Annotated in this window: 22 protein-coding genes; 4 read left to right on the top strand and 18 right to left on the bottom strand. The window is 74.0% G+C overall.

The features are described 5' to 3' along the window. Positions 1-23: 23 nt before the first annotated feature. On the top strand, positions 24-872 hold the full coding sequence (locus tag AQJ30_RS33055; RefSeq protein ID WP_067241250.1) for a helix-turn-helix transcriptional regulator: 849 nt from the start codon (positions 24-26) through the stop codon (positions 870-872). Positions 873-892: 20 nt separating this feature from the next. Here AQJ30_RS33055 and era read toward each other — a convergent pair whose 3' ends face one another. After that, positions 893-1846, bottom strand: a complete 954-nt coding sequence (gene era, locus AQJ30_RS33050) for a GTPase Era (protein WP_067241249.1) — start codon at positions 1844-1846, stop codon at positions 893-895. A 183-nt stretch (positions 1847-2029) separates the two neighbouring features. Between era and AQJ30_RS33045 the strand changes: the two genes are divergently transcribed. Both AQJ30_RS33045 and AQJ30_RS33040 read left to right on the top strand, forming a co-directional pair. After that, on the top strand, positions 2030-3343 hold the full coding sequence (locus AQJ30_RS33045) for an ammonium transporter (RefSeq protein ID WP_067241247.1): 1314 nt from the start codon (positions 2030-2032) through the stop codon (positions 3341-3343). Then, positions 3340-3678 (top strand): P-II family nitrogen regulator, encoded by a 339-nt coding sequence (locus AQJ30_RS33040; protein WP_067241245.1) that lies wholly within the window; start codon positions 3340-3342, stop codon positions 3676-3678. The genes AQJ30_RS33045 and AQJ30_RS33040 overlap by 4 nt, the downstream gene beginning before the upstream one ends. Positions 3679-3743: 65 nt before the next feature. On the opposite strand, the gene AQJ30_RS33035 is transcribed toward AQJ30_RS33040, so the two are convergent. The 8 genes from AQJ30_RS33035 to AQJ30_RS33000 form a co-directional block, all read right to left on the bottom strand. Next, positions 3744-4097 carry a cytidine/deoxycytidylate deaminase family protein gene (locus AQJ30_RS33035; RefSeq protein WP_067241243.1) on the bottom strand — a complete coding sequence of 118 codons (354 nt, stop codon included), beginning with the start codon at positions 4095-4097 and terminating at the stop codon, positions 3744-3746. Positions 4098-4166: 69 nt separating this feature from the next. Beyond that, a complete protein-coding gene (locus tag AQJ30_RS33030; RefSeq protein ID WP_067241241.1) occupies positions 4167-4526 on the bottom strand; it encodes an MmcQ/YjbR family DNA-binding protein in 360 nt (119 codons plus the stop codon). Further along, positions 4523-5863 (bottom strand): hemolysin family protein, encoded by a 1341-nt coding sequence (locus tag AQJ30_RS33025; RefSeq protein ID WP_067241240.1) that lies wholly within the window; start codon positions 5861-5863, stop codon positions 4523-4525. The genes AQJ30_RS33030 and AQJ30_RS33025 overlap by 4 nt, the downstream gene beginning before the upstream one ends. After that, a complete protein-coding gene (gene ybeY, locus AQJ30_RS33020) occupies positions 5860-6357 on the bottom strand; it encodes an rRNA maturation RNase YbeY (RefSeq protein ID WP_067241238.1) in 498 nt (165 codons plus the stop codon). Before ybeY ends, AQJ30_RS33025 begins: the two co-directional genes overlap by 4 nt. Before the next feature lie 12 nt (positions 6358-6369). Then, entirely contained in the window at positions 6370-7440 is a 1071-nt protein-coding gene (locus AQJ30_RS33015; RefSeq protein WP_067241236.1) for a PhoH family protein, read from the bottom strand. A gap of 156 nt (positions 7441-7596) precedes the next feature. Next, positions 7597-8739 (bottom strand): carbohydrate kinase family protein, encoded by a 1143-nt coding sequence (locus tag AQJ30_RS33010; protein ID WP_067241235.1) that lies wholly within the window; start codon positions 8737-8739, stop codon positions 7597-7599. A 114-nt stretch (positions 8740-8853) separates the two neighbouring features. Then, positions 8854-10143: a glucarate dehydratase family protein gene (locus AQJ30_RS33005; RefSeq protein ID WP_067241233.1), complete on the bottom strand. Its 1290-nt coding sequence runs from the start codon at positions 10141-10143 to the stop codon at positions 8854-8856. After that, positions 10140-11078: a 5-dehydro-4-deoxyglucarate dehydratase gene (locus tag AQJ30_RS33000; protein WP_067241232.1), complete on the bottom strand. Its 939-nt coding sequence runs from the start codon at positions 11076-11078 to the stop codon at positions 10140-10142. The genes AQJ30_RS33005 and AQJ30_RS33000 overlap by 4 nt, the downstream gene beginning before the upstream one ends. Before the next feature lie 131 nt (positions 11079-11209). Here AQJ30_RS33000 and AQJ30_RS32995 point away from each other — a divergent pair, with 131 nt between their 5' ends. Then, on the top strand, positions 11210-12010 hold the full coding sequence (locus tag AQJ30_RS32995) for an IclR family transcriptional regulator (RefSeq protein WP_067241230.1): 801 nt from the start codon (positions 11210-11212) through the stop codon (positions 12008-12010). A 28-nt stretch (positions 12011-12038) separates the two neighbouring features. Here the strand turns inward: AQJ30_RS32995 and AQJ30_RS32990 are convergent, their stop codons facing one another. The 9 genes from AQJ30_RS32990 to hrcA form a co-directional block, all read right to left on the bottom strand. Next, a complete protein-coding gene (locus AQJ30_RS32990; RefSeq protein WP_067241228.1) occupies positions 12039-13028 on the bottom strand; it encodes an adenosine deaminase in 990 nt (329 codons plus the stop codon). Positions 13029-13074: 46 nt separating this feature from the next. Next, on the bottom strand, positions 13075-13980 hold the full coding sequence (locus AQJ30_RS32985) for a ribonuclease Z (RefSeq protein WP_067241226.1): 906 nt from the start codon (positions 13978-13980) through the stop codon (positions 13075-13077). Positions 13981-13986: 6 nt separating this feature from the next. Then, complete coding sequence (locus AQJ30_RS32980) at positions 13987-14340, bottom strand: HIT domain-containing protein (protein WP_067241225.1); 354 nt, start codon at positions 14338-14340, stop codon at positions 13987-13989. Positions 14341-14428: 88 nt separating this feature from the next. Continuing rightward, positions 14429-17629 carry a S41 family peptidase gene (locus AQJ30_RS32975; RefSeq protein ID WP_079084457.1) on the bottom strand — a complete coding sequence of 1067 codons (3201 nt, stop codon included), beginning with the start codon at positions 17627-17629 and terminating at the stop codon, positions 14429-14431. A 204-nt stretch (positions 17630-17833) separates the two neighbouring features. Then, a complete protein-coding gene (locus AQJ30_RS32970) occupies positions 17834-18352 on the bottom strand; it encodes a hypothetical protein (protein ID WP_067241221.1) in 519 nt (172 codons plus the stop codon). A gap of 121 nt (positions 18353-18473) precedes the next feature. After that, positions 18474-19220 (bottom strand): 16S rRNA (uracil(1498)-N(3))-methyltransferase, encoded by a 747-nt coding sequence (locus AQJ30_RS32965; protein WP_067241219.1) that lies wholly within the window; start codon positions 19218-19220, stop codon positions 18474-18476. Continuing rightward, positions 19217-20293, bottom strand: coding sequence for a nitronate monooxygenase (locus AQJ30_RS32960; protein WP_067241217.1), 1077 nt, complete (start codon positions 20291-20293; stop codon positions 19217-19219). The genes AQJ30_RS32965 and AQJ30_RS32960 overlap by 4 nt, the downstream gene beginning before the upstream one ends. An 89-nt stretch (positions 20294-20382) precedes the next feature. After that, positions 20383-21516, bottom strand: coding sequence for a molecular chaperone DnaJ (dnaJ, locus tag AQJ30_RS32955; RefSeq protein WP_067241215.1), 1134 nt, complete (start codon positions 21514-21516; stop codon positions 20383-20385). Then, positions 21517-22533, bottom strand: a complete 1017-nt coding sequence (gene hrcA / locus AQJ30_RS32950) for a heat-inducible transcriptional repressor HrcA (protein WP_067241213.1) — start codon at positions 22531-22533, stop codon at positions 21517-21519. Positions 22534-22573: the final 40 nt, after the last annotated feature.

Below are 22573 nucleotides of genomic sequence, written 5' to 3'. Positions count from 1 at the left end.
ACGCCGTGACGGACGCTGGAGGGGTGAACCGAGCCGAACTCGCCGACTTCCTGCGCCGCGGCCGCGCCCGGCTGAACCCGTCCGACGTGGGCCTCGCACCCGGCGCCCGCCGCCGCACGCCGGGGCTGCGCCGCGAGGAGGTGGCGGCGCTGGCCGGCATGTCGGTGGACTACTACACACGGCTGGAGCAGTCCCGCGGTCCGCGCCCGTCCCGGCAGATGCTCACCGCGCTCGCCCGGGCCCTGCGCCTGACCGACGACGAGCGCGACCACCTGTTCCACCTGGCCGGCGAGGAGCCCCCGCGCCGGGACGCGCCGGCCGCCCACGTGCGTCCGGGCCTCCTTCTGGTCCTGGACCGGCTGCACGACACGCCCGCGCTGGTGATGACCGACGTGGGCGAGGTGCTGGCGCAGAACGCGATGTCCCGGGCGCTCAGCGGGGACGTGCTGGCCCGCCCGCCGCACGAGCGCAACGTGGTGCGACGGTTCTTCCTCGACCGCGCGGGCCGCGACCTGTTCCCCGCGGAGGACCGGGCCGAGCACGCCCGCGCCCACGTGGCGAACCTGCGCGCGGTGGCCGCGGCCCGCCCCGACGACCCGGAACCGGCCGCCCTGGTGGCCGAACTACGGGCGTCCAGCGAGGAGTTCGCCGAGCTGTGGGACCGGCACGAGGTGGCGGTGCGCCGGGCCTCGGTCAAGCGCTTCCAGCACCCGGTGGTCGGTCTGCTGGAGCTCGACTGCGAGCTGCTGCTCACCGACGACCACCACCAGCACCTGCTCATCCACACGGCCCGCCCGGGCACGGACTCCCACGAGCGCCTGCAACTGCTGCGGGTGGTGGGGCTGCAGGACCTGACGCCGGGCGTCGTCTGAGCCGGGGCGCGCCCCGGGGCTCAGAAGCCCAGGCGGCGGAGCTGCTTGGGGTCGCGCTGCCAGTCCTTGGCCACCTTCACGTGCAGGTCGAGGAAGACCGGCGTGCCGAGCAGCGCCTCGATCTGCTGGCGGGACTTCACGCCCACGTCCTTCAGCCGCTTGCCCTTCGGGCCGATGATGATGCCCTTCTGGCTGGGCCGCTCGATGTAGATGTTGGCGTGGATGTCCACCAGGGGACGGTCCGCGGGGCGGTCCTCGCGCGGCAGCATCTCCTCCACGACCACGGCGATGGAGTGCGGCAGCTCGTCGCGCACGCCCTCCAGGGCGGCCTCGCGGATCAGCTCGGCCACCATCACCTGCTCGGGCTCGTCGGTGAGGTCGCCCTCGGGGTACAGCGCCGGGCCCTCCGGCAGCAGCGGCACCAGGAGGTCGGCGAGCAGCGCGACCTGCTGGTCCCCGACCGCCGACACGGGCACGATCTCCTGCCACTCGAACCCGAGCTCGCGCGCCATCTGGTCCACCGCGATGAGCTGCTCGGCCAGCGCCTTGGAGTCGACCAGGTCGGTCTTGGTGACGATGGCGATCTTGGGCGTCCGCTTGATCCCGGCCAGCTCCTTGGCGATGAACCGGTCGCCGGGCCCGATCTTCTGGTCGGCGGGCAGGCAGAAGCCGATCACGTCGACCTCGGCCCAGGTGGCGCGCACCACGTCGTTCAGCCGCTCGCCGAGCAGCGTCCGCGGCTTGTGCAGCCCCGGCGTGTCCACCAGGATCAGCTGGGCCTCGGGCCGGTGCACGATGCCCCGCACGGTGTGCCGCGTGGTCTGCGGCCGGTTGGAGGTGATCGCCACCTTCTTCCCGACCAGAGCGTTCGTGAGGGTGGACTTGCCCGCGTTGGGCCGCCCCACGAAACAGGCGAAACCGGCCCGGTGCGCGGCCTCGGCCGACTGCTCGGATGACTGGGTACGAACGCTCATGCCGCCCATTCTCCCTGATCCCCGGAGCTCCGCCGCACCACGCCCGCGACGCCGCCCCGCCGGTGAGGGTCCGGAAACCCGCCCGCAACGAAACGTCACGGAAACACACCCGTACGCAACCGGAAACGCGCAGCGGTGACCCTCTGACGAGCCCTCGCGAGCCCTCGCACCGTTGGAGACCCCGTGACGACCTTCGCCGCACCGCGGATCGACACCGGCGACACCGCCTGGCTGCTCGCCGCCACCGCGCTGGTGCTGCTCATGACGCCGGGCCTGGCCCTGTTCTACGGCGGCATGGTCCGCACCAAGAGCGTCCTGAACATGCTGATGATGAGCTTCGTGTCGATCGCCCTGGTCACCGTCGTGTGGCTGGCGGCCGGCTACTCCCTCGCCTTCGGCGGCGACACGGCCGCCGGCCTCGTCGGCGGCCTGGACCACCTGGGCCTCGCGGGGATCGGCCCGGAGAGCGTCACGGGCACGGTCCCCACGCTGCTGTTCGCCACGTTCCAGCTGACCTTCGCGATCGTCACGGCGGCCCTGGTGAGCGGCGCCGTCGCCGACCGCGCGAAGTTCGCCGCGTGGCTGGTCTTCGTGCCGGTGTGGGCGCTGCTGGTATACGTTCCGGTCACCCACTGGGTGTGGGGTCCGGGTGGCTGGATCCTGACCCACCTGGGCGCCCTGGACTTCGCCGGCGGTCTGCCCGTGGAGATCACCTCGGGCGCCTCGGGGCTCGCCCTGTGCCTGGTGCTGGGCCCGCGCCTGGGCTTCAAGAAGGACGCGATGCGTCCGCACAACCTGCCGATGGTGGTGCTGGGCGCCGGCCTGCTGTGGTTCGGCTGGTTCGGCTTCAACGCGGGCTCGGTGCTCGCCGCGAACGGCCTGGCCGCGGCGGTCTTCCTCAACACCCTCGCCGCGGGCTGCACCGGCCTGCTCGGCTGGCTCTTCGTCGAGCAGCGGCGCGACGGCCACCCCACCACGCTGGGCGCCGCGTCGGGCGCGGTCGCGGGCCTGGTGGCGATCACCCCGTCCTGCGGCTCGGTGTCCCTGCTCGGCTCCCTGGTGGTCGGCCTCACCGCCGGCGTCGTCTGCTCGTACGCCGTGGGCTGGAAGTTCAAGCTGAACTACGACGACTCGCTGGACGTCGTCGGCGTCCACCTGGTCGGCGGGATCGTCGGCACCCTGCTCATCGGCGTCTTCGCCGAGCGGGCCATGACCGGCGGCACGGAGGGCCTGCTGTACGGCGGCGGCCTCGCCCAGCTGGGCAAGCAGCTCGTCGCCGTGGTGGTGGTCGCGGTGTACGCGTTCGGCGTGACCTTCGCGATCGGCAAGGCGCTCGACCGCGTGATGGGCTTCCGCGCGAGCGAGGAGCAGGAGCACACCGGCCTGGACCTTACGGTGCACGCCGAGACCGCCTACGATCACGGGGTCCTGGGGCACGGCGCCCCGGTCGCCCACTCCGTCCTCCCCTCCGCCCAGAAGGTCAAGCCGCAGGCATGAAGCTGATCACCGCCATCGTCAAGCCGTACCGCCTCGACGAGGTCAAGAACGCCCTGCAGGAACTCGGGGTGCAGGGCCTGACCGTCACCGAGGCCAGCGGCTACGGCCGGCAGCGCGGCCACACCGAGGTGTACCGGGGCGCCGAGTACCGGGTGGACCTGGTGCCGAAGGTGCGCATCGAGGTGGTCGTCGAGGACGCCGACGCGGACCCGGTGATCGACGCGATCGTCCGGGCCGCGCACACCGGCAAGATCGGGGACGGCAAGGTGTGGGCGCTGCCGGTGGAGACGGTCGTCCGGGTCCGCACGGGCGAGCGCGGGCCCGACGCGCTCTGAGCCACCGCGGGGAAAGGCAGTGACGGGCCGTCAGTTGCCCGCGTCCTGACGGGTCTTCGCCCTCCTCACTCCGCCGGGACCGTCGAGCGCACCGTGCCGTCCGGGGCCGCCAGCAGCACCGGCGTCCCCGCTCCGCCCAGGTCACGGACGGCCGCCAGGTCCTCCGCCGGGACGGTGTCCGCCCCGGTCACCACCGCCGCCGCCTCCAGCGAGCTCGCGCCCGAGGCCACCGCCATCGCCACCGCCGTGCGCAGCGCGCTCAGCCGCAGCGACGCCAGCTCCACCGTCCCGGCGACGTAGGTGCGTCCGGTGTCGTCGCGCACGGCCGCCCCCTCGGGCACGCCGTTGCGGGCCCGCGCGGAACGGGCCAGCGTGACGATCTTGCGGTCCTCGGGGTCAAGCGCGTTGCTCTCGGTCATGCCCCGAGCATACGAACACCCCGCCCCCGACACGGGGCTGGGCCCGGCCACGTGCGGGGTGACCTGTGCTCAGGGGCGGTCGAGGCGGAGTCGCTCGGCGCGCGGCAGGCCGGCGACCACGAGGTCGTAGGAGTCCTCCACGAGCTCGCGCACCAGGCGGTCCGGGAGACCGCCGTCCACGACGACGGTGTTCCAGTGCCGCTTGTTCATGTGCCAGCCGGGCAGGACCAGCCCCGGGTGCTCCCCGCGCAGCCGCACCGCGTCCTCCGGGTCGCACTTGAGGTTGACCCGCAGGGGCCGGGCGTCCAGGGCGGACAGCGCGAAGAGCTTGCCGAGGACCCGGAAAACCGAGGTCTCCGGGCCGAACGGGAAGTCCTCCTCGGCCGCGTTGAACGACAGGCACAGGGACCGCAGCTCCTGGGGCGTCACGCCGGTTCCGCCCCCGTCCCGTCGACCCCCGCGTGCTCCTTGTGCTGCTCGCCGGTCCGGGCGGCCGGACCGACGGGCTCCACCAGCACGGTCACGATCTTGTTCCGGCGCCCGGCCGCCGCCTCGGCGGTCAGCCGCAGCGCACGGCCGTCGGGCAGGTCCACGACGCTGGACGCCCCGGCGATCGGCACCCGGCCGAGGGCCTTGGCGAGCAGGCCGCCGACGGTCTCCACGTCCTCGTCGTCGTACTCCTCCAGGCCGTACAGCTCGCCCAGGTCGGTGATGTCGAGGCGGGCCGTGACCCGGTAGCGGTCGTCGCCCAGCTCCTCCACGGGCGGCAGCTCCCGGTCGTACTCGTCGGTGATCTCGCCGACGATCTCCTCGAGGATGTCCTCGATGGTGACGATGCCGGCGGTGCCGCCGTACTCGTCGATCACCACCGCGACGTGGTTGCGCTCCTCCTGCATCTCGCGCAGCAGGTCGCCCGCGTTCTTGGTGTCGGGCACGAAGAACGCCGGCCGCATCGCCGTGGAGACCAGCTCGCTCTCCGCGTCCCGGCTGATGTGCGTCTTGCGGGCCAGGTCCTTCAGGTACACGATGCCGACGATGTCGTCCTCGCTCTCCCCGGTGACCGGGATGCGCGAGAAGCCCGAGCGCAGCGCGAGGGTCAGGGCCTGGCGGATCGTCTTGTAGCGCTCGATCACCACCAGGTCGGTGCGCGGCACCATCACCTCGCGCACCAGGGTGTCGCCCAGCTCGAAGACGGAGTGCACCATGCGGCGCTCCTCGTCCTCGATCAGCGACTCCTTCTCGGCGAGGTCGACCAGCGCGCGCAGTTCGGCCTCGGAGGCGAACGGGCCGCGGCGGAAGCCCTTGCCGGGGGTGAGGGCGTTGCCGATGAGGATCAGCAGCGACGGGATCGGGCCCATCACCCGGGCCAGCGGCAGCAGCACGTACGCGGCGGCCGTCGCCGTGTTCAGCGGGTGCTGGCGGCCGATGGTGCGCGGGGAGACGCCCACGGCGACGTACGACACCAGGACCATGACGCCGATCGCGGCGAGCAGCGCCTGCCAGGTCGTGTCGATGCCCCGCAGGCACGCGTAGGTGACGAGGGCGGCGGCCGCCATCTCGCAGGCGACGCGCACCAGCAGCGCCACGTTGAGGTAGCGGGTCGGGTCGGCGGCGATCTGGGCGAGCTTGGCGCTGCCCCGCCGGCCGGTGCGCACGGCTTCCTCGGCCCGGAAGCTGGAGACGCGCGCGAGGCCCGCCTCCGCGCAGGCGGCGAGCCAGGCGACGACGACCAGGGCGATCGCGCCGGCGACGAGCTGGGGGCTCATGACACGGTCGGCGCGGGCGACGGGCCGGTCAGGCCCTTCTCCGCACGCCAGCCGTCCACGATGGCCGCCTGCAGGCCGAACATCTCGGCCTTCTCGTCGGGCTCCTCGTGGTCGTACCCCAGCAGGTGCAGCACCCCGTGGACGGTGAGCAGCTGGAGCTCCTCGTCCATGGAGTGCTGCGTGGCGGCCTCCGCGCCCTGCCGGGCGGCGACCTCCGGGCACAGGACGATGTCGCCGAGGAGTCCCTGCGGGGGCTCCTCGTCGTCCTTGGAGGGCGGGCGCAGCTCGTCCATCGGGAAGGACATCACATCCGTGGGGCCCGGCAGGTCCATCCACTGCACGTGGAGCTGCTCCATGGCGTCGGCGTCCACGACGATCACCGAGAGCTCGGAGAGCGGGTGGATGCGCATCCGTGCGAGCGCGTAGCGGGCGATGTCGAGGATCGCCTGCTCGTCGACCTCGGTTCCGGACTCGTTGTTGACGTCGATCGACATGCCGTGCTGTGTCTACTTCCCCTTGCGCGCGGACTTCCCCCGGCCGCCCTGGTGCGCGCCGTTCTCCGTGCCGTGCTGGCTGTCGTACTGCTCGTACGCGTCGACGATACGGCCCACCAGCTTGTGCCGGACGACGTCGTGCGAGGACAGCCGGGCGAAGTGGACGTCCTCGACGCCCTCCAGGATCTCCTGCACCTGCCGCAGGCCCGACTTGGTGCCGCTCGGCAGGTCGACCTGCGTCACGTCACCGGTGATCACGATCTTGGAGTCGAAGCCGAGGCGGGTGAGGAACATCTTCATCTGCTCGGGGCTGGTGTTCTGCGCCTCGTCCAGGATGATGAACGCGTCGTTGAGCGTGCGGCCGCGCATGTACGCCAGCGGGGCGACCTCGATCGTGCCCGCCGCCATCAGCCGCGGGATCGAGTCGGGGTCGATCATGTCGTGCAGGGCGTCGTAGAGCGGGCGCAGGTAGGGGTCGATCTTCTCGTAGAGCGTGCCCGGCAGGAAGCCGAGGCGCTCGCCGGCCTCGACCGCGGGGCGGGTCAGGATGATGCGGTTGACCTGCTTGGACTGCAGCGCCTGGACGGCCTTGGCCATCGCCAGGTACGTCTTGCCGGTGCCGGCGGGGCCGATGCCGAAGACGACCGTGTGGTGGTCGATCGCGTCGACGTACCGCTTCTGGTTGAGGGTCTTCGGGCGGATGGTGCGTCCCCGGGAGGACAGGATGTTCTGCGTGAGCACCTCGGCCGGGGTCTCCTGACCGTCGTTGGTGCCCGCCTCGCTCGCCCGCAGCATCGCGATCGACCGTTCCACTGCGTCCTCCGTCATCGGCTGCCCGGTGCGGAGCACCAGCATCATCTCTTCGAACACGCGCGAGATGAGGGCGACGTCGACCGGGTCGCCGACCGCGCTGATCTCATTGCCCCGGACGTGGATGTCGGCCCCCGGGAAGGCCTTCTCGATCACGCGCAGGAGGGCGTCTCCGGATCCCAGCACGGTCACCATGGGGTGCTGGGCGGGAACGGTGAACTGCGCTCGCGCCTGCCCCTGCGCGGGGCTCTGAGCTGTGGGTGTCTGAGTCATGGGCCGGCTCTGTAGGCCTTGCTCGTCCTCCTCGATACGGCACGCGCGCCACACGGGCGGCCTGGCGCATTCAAGGGTACGCCGGGCCACCGACAACGCCGTAGGCGTTTTATCGGCCCGGCGTCCGGGCCGACGAGGGGCCGGTGTCCGACCCGCTCAGTTCGAACGGCCGAAGCCGATCGTCGGGACCGCCCGGCGCAGCGGCCAGGGCCGCGCCGCGTCCTCGGGGAGCAGCCGCTCCAGGAACGCGTACCGGCTCAGGGCCGCCCGGTCCTGGCCCTCGACCGACTGCACCTCGCGCCACCAGGTCGCGATCTCCGACCAGCCGGGCGCCGACAGCGACCCGCCGAACTCCTGCACCGACAGCGCCGCCACCAGCCCGGCGAAGGCGAGCCGGTCCGCCAGCGGCCAGCCGGCGAGCGAGCCGGTGACGAACCCGGCCACGAACACGTCCCCGGCCCCCGTGGGGTCGAGGGCCTCCACGGCGATCGCCGGCACCTCGGCCGTCTCCCCCGTCCGCCGGTCCACCGCGTACGCGCCCTCCGCGCCCAGCGTGACCACCGCGACCGGCACGTGCGCGGTGAGGGCGTGCGCGGCGGCGCGCGGGGAGTCGGTGCGGGTGTAGCGCATGGCCTCCTCGGCGTTGGGCAGGAACGCCTCGCAGTGGGCGAGGTCGGACAGGCCGGCCAGGTCCCACGCGCCCGTGTCGTCCCAGCCGACGTCGCCGAAGATCCGGGTGCCCCGGGCCGCGGCCTGCGCGATCCAGGTGGCCGGCCGGCCCGGCACCAGCGAGGCGACCGCGGCCCGCGCGCGGGGCGGGCAGTCGGGGGCGGGCTCCTCGGGGGGCGGCTCGTGGCCGTGGGAGACCATCGTGCGCTCCCCCTCGTACGCCATGGACACCGTGACCGGCGAGTGCCAGCCGGGGACGCTGCGCGACGGGGTGAGGTCGATGCCCTCGCCCTGCGCGAGGGCGTCCCAGCAGTACTCGCCGTAGTGGTCGTCGCCGAAGGCCGCCGCGAGGCTGGTGCGCAGGCCGAGGCGGGCCAGCGCGGTGGCCATGTTGGCGACCCCGCCGGGGCTGGAGCCCATGCCGCGCGCCCAGGACTCGGTGCCGCGCACCGGCGCGGAGTCGAGGCCGGTGAAGACGATGTCGAGGAAGACGGTGCCCGTGAGGTACACGTCCCACGGGGGGTCGCCGGGCGCGCGCAGGGCGGCCAGGGGATCGACGTGGGCCTGGCGGTGCGGGCCCTCGGTGAGGGGCGACGGTCCCTTTCCGTGGGACGGGCCGGACGCGGTCACGGTGCACTCCCTGACATGGTGCGGATCAGGCCAGTGTGCACCACCCCGCCGACAGCCGGGCGGCGCTCGCGCCCCGCGCTCGCGTCGCGTCCGGCGGCTCCCGGCGCGCCGTCCTCACCAGCGGGGCACGGCCGGCGTGACCCACTCGGGGTCGACGACGCGCAGCGCCGCCGCGTCGTCACGGTCGCGCAGCCGGCCGTCGTCCTCCAGCCACCGCCGGTGCAGGAACGCCAGCCGGTCCCGGTCGAGTTCGACGCCGAGGCCGGGTCCGTCGGGCACGGCGACCCGGCCGCCGGTGATCGGGACGCGCGCGGTGAGGACGTCCTCGGACTGCCAGGGGTAGTGGGTGTCGCAGGCGTGGTGGAGGTTGGGCACGGTGGACGCGACGTGGGTCATCGCGGCCAGGCTGATCCCGAGGTGGGTGTTGGAGTGCATGGACACCCCGACGCCGAACGCGGCGCAGACCGCGGCCAGGTGCCGGGTGGCGCGCAGGCCGCCCCAGTAGTGGTGGTCGGACAGGACGACCTGGACGGCGTCGCGGGTGAACGCCTCCTTGATCTCGGCGAACGTCGTCACGCACATGTTGGTGGCCAGCGGCACGTCGGTCCCGGCGGCGACCTCCGCCATGGCCGGGGTGCCGAGCGCGGGGTCCTCCAGGTACTCCAGGAGACCGCCCACCTCCTCGGCGACCTTCAGCGAGGTCGCCACCGACCAGGCGCCGTTGGGGTCCAGGCGCAGGGGGTGGCCGGGGAAGGCCGCGGCGAGGGCGCGGACCGCGGCGACCTCCTGGTCGGGCGGGAAGACGCCGCCCTTGAGCTTGAAGGAGGTGAAGCCGTAGCGCTCGGTGAACCGGCGGGCCTGCGCGACGATCCCGGCCGGGTCCAGGGCGGCGCCCCAGTCGTCCCGCTCGGCGGGCACGCCCTCGGGGTGCTGCGCCCACTTGTAGAACAGGTAGGCGCTGTACTCGACGGTGTCGCGCAGCTTGCCGCCGAGCAGTGCGTGCACGGGCAGCCCGAGCGCCTTGCCGAGGGCGTCGAGGCAGGCCACCTCGAAGGCGGAGACCACGGACAGGCGCAGCTTGTCGGCGGTCTGGACGCCGCGCAGCCCGCCGACGTCGACCTGTCCCGAGACCCGGGAGGCGTCCACGGCGACCTCGTCGGCGAGGGCGGACAGGGCGTTGAGCCCGCTGACCCGACGCCCCTTCAGCTTCTCGGCGAACGGCCGGGCCAGCTCCAGGTACTTGGTGTCGCCGTAGGTCTCGCCGACGCCGGTGGTCCCGTCCGCGGTGACGACCTCGACGACGAGCCGGGGGGTGTACGGCTGGTGCACGCCCTGGGTGTTGAGCAGGGGCGGGTCGGCGACCAGGATCGGGGTGAGGATCACGTCGGTGACGGTGAGGTTCACAGGGCGGCTCCCACGAGGTCGAGTCCGGCGGCGAGCAGGGTCCGCAGGTCGGCCAGGTCGGCCGCCGACGGGTCGGTGAGCGGGGCGCGCACGGGCCCGACGGGACGGCCGCGCAGCCGGGCCGCGGCCTTCACCAGGGACACGGCGTACCCCGGCGCCCGGTCGCGGAGTTCGACGAACGGGACGTAGAAGACGCGCAGCAGCTTGTCGACGGTGCCGTCGTCGCCGTCGCGCAGGGCGGCGAAGAAGGCGTTGGCGATCTCGGGCGCGAAGGCGTGGACGGCGGAGGAGTAGGCGCTCACGCCGACGGCGGCGTAGGCGCGGGCCTGGACCTCGGCGGTGGCGGCGCCGTTGAAGAACAGGAAGCCCTCGGGGGCGGCGAGGGTGAGCCGCTGGAGGCGGTCGAGGTGGCTGTGGCCGTCCTTGAGGCCGATGACGGACGGGATCCGCGCGAGGCGCCGGAACGCGTCGAGGGAGTAGTCGACCTGGCCGCGCTGGTAGACGACCAAGGGCAGCCGGGTGCGGGCGGCGAGCTGTTCTAGCTGGGCGACCAGGCCGTCCTGCGGTGCGGCGACGAGGTAGTGGGGCAGCACGAGCAGCGCGTCGGCGCCGGCGTCCTCGGCCTGGCGCGCGAACCGGACGGCCTGCGCCCAGCCGTACCCGACGCCGGCCACCACGGGCACCCGGCCCGCCGCCTCCTCGACGGCGATCTCGACGACCCGCCGGTACTCGTCCTCGTCCAGCGCGTGGAACTCGCCGGTGCCGCAGGCCGGGAACACGGCGCCGGGAGCGGCCGCGAGCCGGTCGGCGACATGGGCGCGGAAGCCGTCCGGGTCGAGCGAGCCGTCCTCGCGGAAGCTCGTGAGCGGGAACGACAGCACCCCGCGCGCCATGCCCTCCCGCAGCCGCCGGGCCGTGTCGGTGTCGAGGCTCACCCTCGCTCATCTCCCCATGTAGACGTCATCCACGTACAGGGATGAAGGTTAGGTACGCGAACGACACCCGTCAATGGCGCCGGCACCCCCGCCCTCGCGGCCCGCCCCGGCCACCCGCTTACGATCGGCACATGGCGGAGACAGACGGCGGCACGGGAGGCGTCCGCGAGGTGAAGTCCGCCGCGCGCACGGTCGAGCTGCTCGAACTGCTCGCGGGGCGCGGTGACCGCCCGGCCCGGCTGCAGGAGCTGGCCGACGAACTGGGCGTGCCGCGCAGCTCGATGTACGCGCTGCTGCAGACCCTCGCCGCCCGCGGCTGGGTGCGCACCGACGTCACCGGCTCGCTGTACGGCATCGGCATCCGCGCCCTGCTCACCGGCACGAGCTACCTGGACTCCGATCCGCGCGTGCGCGCCGCGCGCCCCTACCTCGACGAGGCGTCCGAGGCGCTCGGCGAGACGATCCACCTGGGGCGCCTGGACGGCCGGGACGTGGCGTACCTGGCGACGCGGGAGTCGCACGCCTACCTCAGGACGATCAGCAGGGTCGGCCGGCGCCTGCCCGCCCACGCGGGCGCGCTGGGCAAGGCGCTGCTGGCGGAACGCCCGGACGCCGAGCTGCCCGAGGGGCCGTACGCGGCGCTCACCCCGCACACGCACACCACCCGGGCGTCCCTGGCCGCCGACCTCGCGGCGACCCGCGCCCGCGGTCACTCGGTGGACCGCGAGGAGGGCGTCCCGGGCCTGGTCGGCTTCGGCTTCGCGCTGCGCTACGACACCCCCGCGCGGGACGCGGTCAGCTGCTCGGTGCCGTTGGCGCGGCTGTCGCCGGAGCACGAGGCGCGCATCGTGGCCGTCATGGCGGAGATCCGCACGAAGATCGAGGCGACGGCCGCGGCACCCACGGCGGGCGGCACCGTGCAGTGGAGGTAGCCGGCGCCGCGGCGGCCCCGGGGACGCGTCAGAAGCGGTACGCCTCCACCTCGGCGAGGTAGCGCGCCCGGCGCTCCTCGTCGTCGTCCAGGAAGGACGCGAGGAAGGAGTTGCGGGCCAGCTCGCGCAGCCGCTCCTCGTCCAGCCCGAGCGTGCGCCGGACGGCGTCGAGGTTGTCACCGGCGTAGCCGCCGAAGTAGGCGGGGTCGTCGGAGTTGACCGTGCACAGCAGACCGGCGTCCAGCATGGCGGGCAGCGGGTGGTCGGCGAGGGTGTCGACCGCGCGCAGGCGGACGTTGGACAGCGGGCACAGGGTGAGCGGGATCCGCTCCCGCACCAGCCGCTCGACCAGCGCGGGGTCCTCCAGGCAGCGCAGGCCGTGGTCGACGCGCTCGACGCCGAGCACGTCGAGGGCCTCGGTGATGTACGCGGGCGGCCCCTCCTCACCGGCGTGGGCGACGCGCCGCAGTCCGAGCGCTGCGGCGGCCTCGTACACCTCGCGGAACTTCGCCGGCGGGTGCCCGACCTCCGCCGAGTCCAGGCCGACGCCGGTGATCCGGTCCAGGTGCGGCTCGGCGGCCTTCAGTGTCGCGAGGGCCGACGCGGCGGACTCGTCGCGCAGGAAGCACATGATCAGCCGGGTGGAGACGCCGTGCCGCTCCTCGCTGCGCCCGAGGGCCCGCCACAGCCCCTCGACCACCGTGCCCAGCTCCACCCCGCGCTGGGTGTGCGCCTGCGGGTCGAAGAAGACCTCCGCGTGCCGCACGCCCTGCGCGGCGGCGCGGGCCAGGTAGGCGTCGGCGAGGTCGGCGAAGTCCTGCTCGGTGCGCAGGACGTCCATCAGCGCGTAGTAGAGGTCCAGGAAGGACTGCAGGTCCTGGAAGTCGTACGCCCGGCGCAGGGCGTCGGTGTCGGCGTGGGGCAGGGTCACCCCGTTGCGCGCGGCCAGCGCGAAGGCCAGCTCGGGCTCCAGGGTGCCTTCGATGTGCAGGTGAAGTTCGGCTATCGGCAGAGGCATCAGAGCATCGTACGGCCCGTTCACCGTCGATTGTTAACGTCGATCCCTACCGTCGCTTGGGAACCGGCACCCGGAGCAGGTCGTGGGCCACGGTCAGCTCGCCCTCGAACCCGGCCGCGCGGGCCTGCCGCTCGAACTCGTCGGGGTCGGAGTAGCGCTGGCTGAAGTGCGTCAGCACCAGGTGCCGCACCCCGGCGTCCCGGGCCACCGCGGCGGCCTGACCGGCCGTCAGGTGGCCGTGCTCGACGGCGAGCTGCTCGTCCTCGTCGAGGAAGGTCGACTCGATGACCAGCAGGTCGCAGTCCTCGGCGAGCGCGTGCACCCCCGGGCACAGCCGGGTGTCCATGATGAACGCGAACCGCTGTCCGCGCCGCACCTCGCTGACGTCCTCCAGCCGCACGTCCCCGAGGACGCCTTCGCGCTGGATGCGGCCGACATCGGGTCCCCGCACGCCGAGCGCGGCCAGCCGGTCGGGCAGCATCCGGCGGCCGTCGGGCTCGACCAGCCGGTAGCCGTAGGACTCCACCGGGTGGGACAGCCGGCGGGCCTGGAGGGTGTACGAGCCGGTGACGGCGAGCGTGCCGTCGGCGTCGACGGGCGCCTCGGTGATGCCGACGGTCTCCCGGTAGGCGGTGGAGTACCGCAGCCGGGTGAAGAAGTGCTGACCGGAGCGCGGGTAGTGGGCGGTGACCGGGTGCGGGACCCGGTCGAGGTTGATCCGCTGGATCACCCCGGCGAGCCCCAGGGAGTGGTCGCCGTGGAAGTGGGTGACGCAGACCCGGTTCAGGTCGTGCGCCGCGACCCCGGCGCGCACCATCTGGCGCTGGGTGCCCTCGCCGGGGTCGAACAGGATGCCCTCGCCGTCCCAGCGCAGCAGGTAGCCGTTGTGGTTGCGGTGCCGGGTCGGGACCTGGCTGGCGGTGCCGAGGACGACCAGTTCACGGACGGACATCGCGGCCTATCCGGGGGGCCATTCCAGGCCGCGCCCGCCGATGACGTGCGCGTGGGCGTGCCAGACGGTCTGGCCGGCGCCGCTGCCGGTGTTGAAGACGGTGCGGTAGCTGTCCAGTTGCTCGTCCTCCGCGACGGCCCGCGTCTCGCGCAGCACGTCGGCGGCGAGCTCCGGCGCGTCGGCGGCGAGGGCGGCGGCGTTCTCGTGGTGCGCCTTGGGGATCACCAGGACGTGCGTGGGCGCCTGGGGGTTGATGTCCCGGAAGGCGAGGGTCGTCTCGGTCTCCCGCACGACCGTGGCCGGCACCTGCCCGCCGACGATCTTGCAGAACAGGCAGTCGTCCTGCGGCTCCCCTGCCATGCGTGTGCCTCCTGACGCCGGTCGGATCTCCGGTCGGATCTCCGGTTGGATCTACGGGGCATGGTAGTCGCCCCGGGGGTGCCCGCCGTCACGGCAGGGTGGGCGGGGTCTTCGCCGGGGCGGTCTCCAGGGCATCGAGCGCCATCCGGATCGCCTCGTCCAGCTGGACGTCCCGGCCGGCGGCCCAGTCCTGCGGCCGTACGACCACCTCGACGTCCGGGTCGACGCCGTGGTTCTCCACGCCGAAGCCGTAACCCTCCAGCCAGATCGCGTACTTGGGCTGGGTGACGAGGGTGCCGTCGACCAGGTGGTAGCGGCTGTCGATGCCGACGGTGCCGCCCCAGGTGCGGGTGCCGACCACCGGGCCGATGCCCAGCGCCTTGATCGCCGCGTTGACGATGTCGCCGTCGGAGCCGGAGAACTCGTTCGCCACCGCGACGACCGGGCCGCGCGGCGCGTCCTCCGGGTAGCTGACCGGCCGCATCCCGCGCGGCAGGTCCCACCCGACGATCCGCCGGGCCAGCTTCTCGATCACCAGCTGCGAGGTGTGGCCGCCCCGGTTCTCCCGGACGTCCACGACCAGCCCCTCCCGGGCCACCTCCACCCGCAGGTCGCGGTGGATCTGGGCCCAGCCGGGCGCCTGCATGTCGGGCACGTGCAGGTACCCCAGCCGGCCGCCGGAGCGCTCGTGGACGTACGCGCGCCGGTCGGTGACCCAGGCGTGGTAGCGCAGCGCCTCCTCGTCGGCGAGCGGGACCACGACCGCGTGCCGCGGCTCGCCGCCGCCGGACGGCGAGATCGTCAGCTCGGTCGGCCGGCCCGCGGTCCCGACCAGCAGCGGCCCGGGCCCGGTGACCGGGTCGACCGGCTGCCCTCCCACGGCGACGATCGCGTCGCCCGCGCGCACCGCCACGCCCGGCGCGGTGAGCGGCGAGTGCGCGTCGGGGTCGGAGGTCTCGGAGGGCAGGATCCGGTCGATGCGCCAGGTGCCGTCCTCGTGCCGGGAGAGGTCGGCGCCGAGCAGCCCCTGCCGGGGGCCGCGGCCGGAGCCGCCGCGCGGGATGACGTAGGCGTGGGAGGTGCCGAGTTCGCCGTGCACCTCCCACAGCAGGTCGACGAGGTCGTCGTGGGTGGCCACGCGGTCCAGGACCGGGCGGTAGCGGTCGAGGACCCCGTCCCAGTCGACGCCGCCGAGGTCCGGGCGCCAGAAGTTGTCCCGCATGATGCGGCCGTTCTCGTCGAACATCTGCCGCCACTCGGCGGCCGGGTCGACGGTGCGGCGGATCCGGCCGAGGTCCACGGTGACGTTGCCGTCGCTGTCCTCGTCGCCGGAGGCCCGCCGGTCGCTGGGCACCACCTTCAGCTTGCCGTCGGTCCACAGCAGCAGCCACTTGCCGTCGCCGCTGACCTCGAAGTCGTCGGCGTCGGCGGCGAGGTGGTCCAGGCGGTGCTGGACCAGGTCGTAGCGCTCCAGCTCGGTGCGCGGGTCGGGGTCGTCGGGGGTGGCCCGGGAGGCGCCGAGGACGCCCCGCACCGGGTGCCGCAGCCACAGCACCCCGTCCTTGGCGGCCCGCAGCGAGGAGTAGCGGCCGGCCTCCACCGGGAACGGCACGACCCGCTCGCCCAGCCCGTCGAGGTCGATGCGGGTCGCCGGGGTGCCCTCGCCGTCGGGGGTCTCGTCCTTGTCCGGCGCGTCGAAGGGGCGGCCGTGGCGCTGCGGGCCGAACGGCGAGGGCGTGGTCGCGGCCAGCGTGATCAGGTAGGGGCGGGCCGCGACCACGAAGGACAGGTCGAAGGCGTGCTGGTCGTAGACCGGGTCGAAGGCGCGCGTGGACAGGAACGCCAGGTGCTTGCCGTCGAGGGTGAAGGTGGGCGCGTAGTCGCGGAACCGCAGCGGGGTCGCCTCGGTGACCGACAGGTCGGTGGTGTGGGCGAGCCGGAGCTGGCTGAGCGGGCGCGGGCCGGGGTGCGACCAGCCCAGCCACGTCGAGTCGGGCGAGAAGACCAGGTCGGACACCTCGCCGTCGTCGCTGCGGTCGACCTCGCGGACCTCGCCGGTCTCCCGCTCGACGAGCAGCAGCCGACCGTCGTGCGCGGCGACGGCGGCGCGGCTGCCGTCGGGGGCCACGGCCAGTTCCAGGACCCGGCCGAGCCGTCCGGCGGCCAGCCGGCGCGGGGTGGAGCCGGGCGTCACGCCGGTGGCGGGCGCGAACTCCAGGGCGTCCTCGCCCTCGGCGTCCGTCACCCACACCACCCACTCCTCGCCCTCGGCGCGGAAGGTGCGCGGCAGCCGGGCCCGCACCCCGGGCTCGGCGGCCAGCGCGCGGGCCGGGCCGGAGCGGTGGGTGATCCAGTGGACGGCGCCGCGCACCTCGACGGCGCTGCCGCGCGCGGTGTGGTCGGGGGCGGCCCCGCCCAGCCAGCGGGCGGCGGCCACGGGGTGCGGCCGACGGTCGGCGCGCTGTCCGCCGAGCCGGACGTCGAGCCGGCGCGGCCCGTCGCCGTCGAGGTCGTCGAGGATCCACAGCTCGCCCGCGCTGCTGTAGACGACGCGCCGGCCGTCGCCGCTCGCCTGCCGGGCGTAGAAGCCGCCGAGGGGCGTGTGGCGGCGCAGGTCGGAGCCGTCGGCCAGGGAGGAGTACAGCGCGCCGGTGCCCTCGTGGTCGGACAGGAAGGCGATGCGGTCGCCCACCCACTGCGGGTACTCGATGTTGCCGTCGAGGTCCTCGTGCAGCCGCGTGAACTCCCCGCTGTCCTCCCGGTCGATCCACAGCTTGCCCGCCGTGCCGCCCCGGTAGCGCTTCCAGTGGGCGGCCTCGCGGCCCATCGGCGCGGACTGGAGCACGGTGTGCGGACCGTACGCGACGTCACCGACGGGGCCGTACGGCAGGGTGGTGGCGGGGCCGCCGTCGAGCGGGACGGCGCGGGCCCAGGTGCGGCGCAGCGTCGCCTGGTCGTGGCTGCTGAGCGCGAGCACCCGCCCGTCGGGGGTCCAGCCGCGCACCCGGGTCTGCCAGCTCCCCCAGTACGTCAGCCGGGTGGAGGGCCCGCCGTCGACCGGCGCGACGTGCACCTCGGGGGCGCCGTCGCGGGTGGAGGTCCAGGCGACGGTGGTGCCGTCGGGCGAGACGCGGGGCGCGGTGACGGGCCGGTTGTCGGCGCTGACCCGCCAGGCGCGCCCCCCGTCCAGGGGCGCCAGCCACACGTCGTCCTCGGCCGTGAAGGCCACCAAGTCGCCGTGCAGGTGCGGGAATCGGAGATACGCGGCAGGGGCAGCGGACTGTGTCACGCGATCACCCTATGCAAGCACGCCGCTCGTCGACAGGGGGCCGGGACGATCTGATCACGGCCGCCCCTGCCTGCCTGAGGGGGCGCGGGGAACTGCGCGACCGGCCACGACGGCGCCGCACGGGTCCGCCGGCGCCGGCCGCACGGCGCCGTGCGCGGCACGGGGCGCCGGCCCTCGCCGCCCCGAACGGCCGGAGGCGTGCGCTCACTTGCCCCGGGACGGGCACTGCGGGTCGCCCGGGCACCACACGGTGACGGTGACCGTGGCGGTGGGGCGGGCCGGCTGCCCGGAGCGGGGCCGCTGGACGGGCGAGGGGGTGGCCGACGCGCAGTCGCCGAGGCCGCTGACCCGGAACAGCTGCTTGTCGCCGAGGTCGGCGGTGACGTCCCCGCGCACGCAGTGCCCGTCCACGGCCCGGGTGATCTCGCCGTCGACGGTGATGTCCCTGCCGTCGTCCGTCTTCCCCTTGCAGTCCACGGAGGCGACCGTCCCGTGGGCGCCGCCGTCGTCGTAGCCGCCGGTGCAGGTCAGCCAGCGCACGGCGACGTCACGGTGCTGGAGCTCCCGGGTCGCGGCCTGGTCGGTGGTGTACGCCACGGACGCCGCGTTCAGCCCGCCCGGGTCGCAGCCCACGGCCGCGCCGACGGCGAGCGCCCCGAGCCCCGCCCCGGCGAGCGCCCGCGCCCCGCGCGCCCGTCCTGCCCGCGCCCACGTCACCCCCATGCACAGCAGCCTGCCACCGCCGCCCCCGGCCCGGTAGACCGCATCGGCCAACGACGGGCGGGAGCTGACGGACCGTCCGCGCGGACGGAGTCCTTACGGTGGGCGACCCGCATCCGGTCGGTCAGGACCACCGGCCGGTGCGGCCGAGCACCAGGGCCGCGGCCGCCGTCCCCGCGGTCGACGTGCGCAACACGCTACGGCCCAGCACGTACGCCCCCGCACCCGCCTCCAGGAACAGCGCCAACTCGTCCGCGGCGACTCCCCCTTCGGGCCCCACGACCAGCACGATCTCGCCCTCGGCGGGCAGTTCGGCGGTGGCCAGCGGCGCGCCGGGGTGGTCGAAGTCGGAGTGCAGCACGGCGGCGAAGTCGGCGTCGGTCAGCAGCGCGGCCACCTGCTTGGTGCTCGCCGCGTCCGCGACCCGGGGGAAGCGCACCCGGCGGGACTGCTTGCCGGCCTCGCGGGCGGTGCCGCGCCACTTGCCGAGCGCCTTCGCGCCGCGCTCGCCGCGCCACTGGGTGATGCAGCGGGCCGCCTGCCACGGCACGATCGCGTCGACGCCGACCTCGGTCATCATCTCCACGGCCAGTTCGCCCCGGTCACCCTTGGGCAGGGCCTGCACGACCGTGATCCGCGGGGACGGCTCGGGTTCCTCCGTCACCGGCGCCAGCCGCACCAGCAGCCGGTCCTTGCCCTCCGTGCCGGTCACCTCGCCCGTCGCGTGGCGCCCGGCGCCGTCGGTGAGGACGACCTCCTCGCCCGGCTCCAGCCGCTTCACGGAGACCGCGTGCCGGCCCTCGGGACCGTCGAGCACGAAGGGACCGCCGTGCGCGTCGAGGTGGTCGACGACGAAGACCGGGGCCGTCATCGGACACCGCCCCAGGAGGACAACGCTGTCCGGGCGGCGGCGAGTTCGTCGGCCAGCACCTCCACCAGGTGCCCCGCGGGCAGCTCGCGGGCCAGCCGGTGGCCCTGCCCGGCCCACAGCGCCATGCCCTGCGCGTCCCCCGCCTTGGCGGCGGCCCGGCGCAGCGGCGCGGTGAGGTGGTGGACCTCCGGGTAGGCGGCGGGCGCGTAGGGCCCGTGCTCCCGCAGGAAGCGGTTGACCAGACCGCGGGCCGGGCGCCCGGAGAACGCCCGGGTCAGCTCGGTGCGGACGAACAGCGGGTTGGTCAGCGCCTGTTTGTGCACGGCGGGGGCGCCCGACTCGGGCGTGACGAGGAACGCGGTGCCCAGCTGGGCCGCGCTCGCGCCCGCCGCGAGGACGGCGGCGATCTGCCCGCCGCGCATCAGGCCGCCCGCGGCGACCAGCGGGATGCCCACCGTCTCGCGGACCTGCGCGAGCAGGGCGAGCAGCCCCACGCCGGTGCCGTCGTTCTCGCGGACGTCGCGGTGGGTGCCCTGGTGGCCGCCCGCCTCCACGCCCTGCACGATCACCGCGTCGGCGCCCGCCCGCTCCACCGCGAGCGCCTCCTCGGCGGTGGTCGCGGTGACCAGGGTGACGGTGCCGGCCCGGCGCAGCGCGTCCAGCACGTCCCGGCGCGGCACGCCGAAGTGGAAGGAGACGACCGGCACCGGGTTGTCGAGCAGCACGGCGAGCTTGGCGTCGTAGCCGTCGTCCCGCCCGCTGTCGGGGTCGCCGAGCTCGGTGTCGTACCAGCTCGCCTCGCCGGCCAGCTGGTGGGCGTAGACCTCGACGGCGCCCGACTCGGCGTGCTCGGGCTGCGGCAGGAACAGGTTGACCCCGAAGGGGCGGGAGGTCAGGCTCCGCAGTTGCTTGATCTCCTGGTACAGCCCGTCGGCGGTCTTGTACCCGGCGGCCAGGAAGCCCAGCCCGCCCGCCTCGCTCACCGCGGCGGCGAGCACGGGCACGGAGACGCCGCCCGCCATGGGGGCCTGCACGATCGGGTGGGGGAACAGATCGGTCAGTGCGGAGGACATGACGGCATGGTGTCATGTCCTCAGGACAACGCCGAATCGGGAGGCGCGGGACGGCCCGCGCCTCCTCGGCGTCGGTTCAGCGGGTCCGCTCAGCGGCCGTTGAACGCGTCCTTCAGCCGGCTGAACAGGCCCTGCTGGCCGGGCTGGAACTGGCCCTGCGGCCGCTCCTCGCCGCGCAGCTTGGCCAGCTCCCGCAGCAGCCGCTCCTGTTCGGGGTCGAGCTTGGTCGGCGTCTGCACCTCGACGTGCACCACGAGGTCGCCGCGGCCACCGCCGCGCAGGTGCGTGACACCCCGGTTGTGCAGCGGGATCGACTGGCCGGACTGGGTGCCGGGCCGGATGTCGATCTCCTCCAGGCCGTCCAGCGTCTCCAGCGGCACCTTGGTGCCGAGCGCCGCCGCGGTCATCGGCAGGGTGACCGTGCAGTGCAGGTCGTCGCCGCGCCTCTGGAACTGCGCGTGGGGCAGCTCGTGGATCTCCACGTACAGGTCGCCGGCGGGGCCGCCGCCGGGGCCCACCTCGCCCTCGCCCGCGAGCTGGATGCGGGTGCCGTTGTCGACGCCGGCCGGGATCTTCACGGTGAGCGTCCGCCGCGAGCGCACCCGTCCGTCGCCCGCGCACTCCGGGCACGGGGTCGGCACCACGGTGCCGAAGCCCTGGCACTGGGGGCAGGGCCGGGACGTCATGACCTGGCCCAGGAAGGACCGGGTCACCTGGGACACCTCGCCGCGGCCGCGGCACATGTCACACGTCTGGGCGGTCGTGCCGGGGGCCGCGCCCTCGCCGTTGCAGGTGCCGCAGACGATCGCGGTGTCGACCTGGATGTCCTTCGTGGTGCCGAAGGCCGCCTCCTCGAGGTCGATCTCCAGCCGGATCATGGCGTCCTGGCCGCGGCGGGTGCGCGAGCGCGGGCCGCGCTGCGACGCCGTGCCGAAGAACGCGTCCATGATGTCGGAGAAGTTGCCGAAGCCGCCGGCCCCGAAGCCCGCGCCGGCCCCGCCGGCCTGCGAGAGCGGGTCGCCGCCGAGGTCGTAGACCTGCTTCTTCTGCGGGTCCGAGAGCACCTCGTAAGCGGCGTTGATCTCCTTGAACCGCTCCTGGGTCTTCGGGTCCGGGTTGACGTCCGGGTGCAGCTCGCGCGCGAGCCGCCGGAAGGCCTTCTTGATCTCTTCCTGCGACGCGTCGCGGCGCACGCCGAGAACGGCGTAGTAGTCCGTGGCCACTTACGACTCCGCCAGGATCTGTCCGACGTACCGTGCCACTGCGCGTACCGCTCCCATCGTTCCCGGGTAGTCCATGCGGGTCGGTCCGACCACGCCGAGCTTGGCCACTGCCTCGCCGCCCGAACCGTAGCCGACCGACACGACGGACGTGGAGTTGAGTCCTTCGTGGGCGTTCTCGTGACCGATGCGGACGGTCACGCCCGGATCCTTCGCCTCGCCCAGCAACTTGAGGAGCACGACCTGCTCCTCCAGCGCCTCGAGCACCGGCCGGATCGTGAGGGGAAAGTCATGTCCGAAGCGGGTGAGATTGGCGGTGCCACCGATCACCAGCCGCTCCTCGTTCTCCTCGACGAGTGTCTCCAGGAGGGTGGAGAGCACCGTGGAGACCGTACCGCGGTCCTCGGCCTCGAACGCCTCGGGCAGGTCCTCCACCAGCCCCGGCACGTCCGCGAAACGGCGGCCCGCGACCCGGCTGTTGAGCCGCGCCCTCAGGTCCGCCAGCGAGGACTCCCCGAACGGCGCCGGGCAGTCGACCAGCCGCTGCTCGACCCGGCCGGTGTCCGTGATCAGCACCAGCATCAGCCGGGCGGGCGCCAGCGACAGCAGTTCGACGTGGCGCACCGTGGACCGGGTCAGCGACGGGTACTGCACGACGGCGACCTGCCGGGTGAGCTGCGCGAGCAGCCGCACCGTGCGGGCCACCACGTCGTCGAGGTCGACGGCGCCCCCCAGGAAGTTCTGGATGGCCCGCCGCTCGGGCGCCGTCATCGGCTTGACGCCCGCGAGCTTGTCGACGAACAGCCGGTAGCCCTTGTCGGTCGGGATGCGCCCGGCGCTGGTGTGCGGCTGGGCGATGTAGCCCTCGTCCTCCAGGGCCGCCATGTCGTTGCGCACGGTGGCCGGGGAGACGCCGAGGTTGTGCCGCTCGGTGAGCGCCTTGGAACCCACCGGCTCCTCGGTCCCCACGTAGTCCTGGACGATGGCGCGCAGCACCTGAAGCCTGCGTTCACTCAGCATCGCGCGCACCTCCAGAAATCGTCCCCGAGACGTCCACCTG

Origin of the sequence: Streptomyces longwoodensis, assembly GCF_001514125.1 — a bacterium.
Classification (GTDB): domain Bacteria; phylum Actinomycetota; class Actinomycetes; order Streptomycetales; family Streptomycetaceae; genus Streptomyces; species Streptomyces longwoodensis.
The sequence above is the reverse complement of the archived record's forward strand: the minus strand, read 5'-3'. Positions and strand labels throughout refer to the sequence as shown.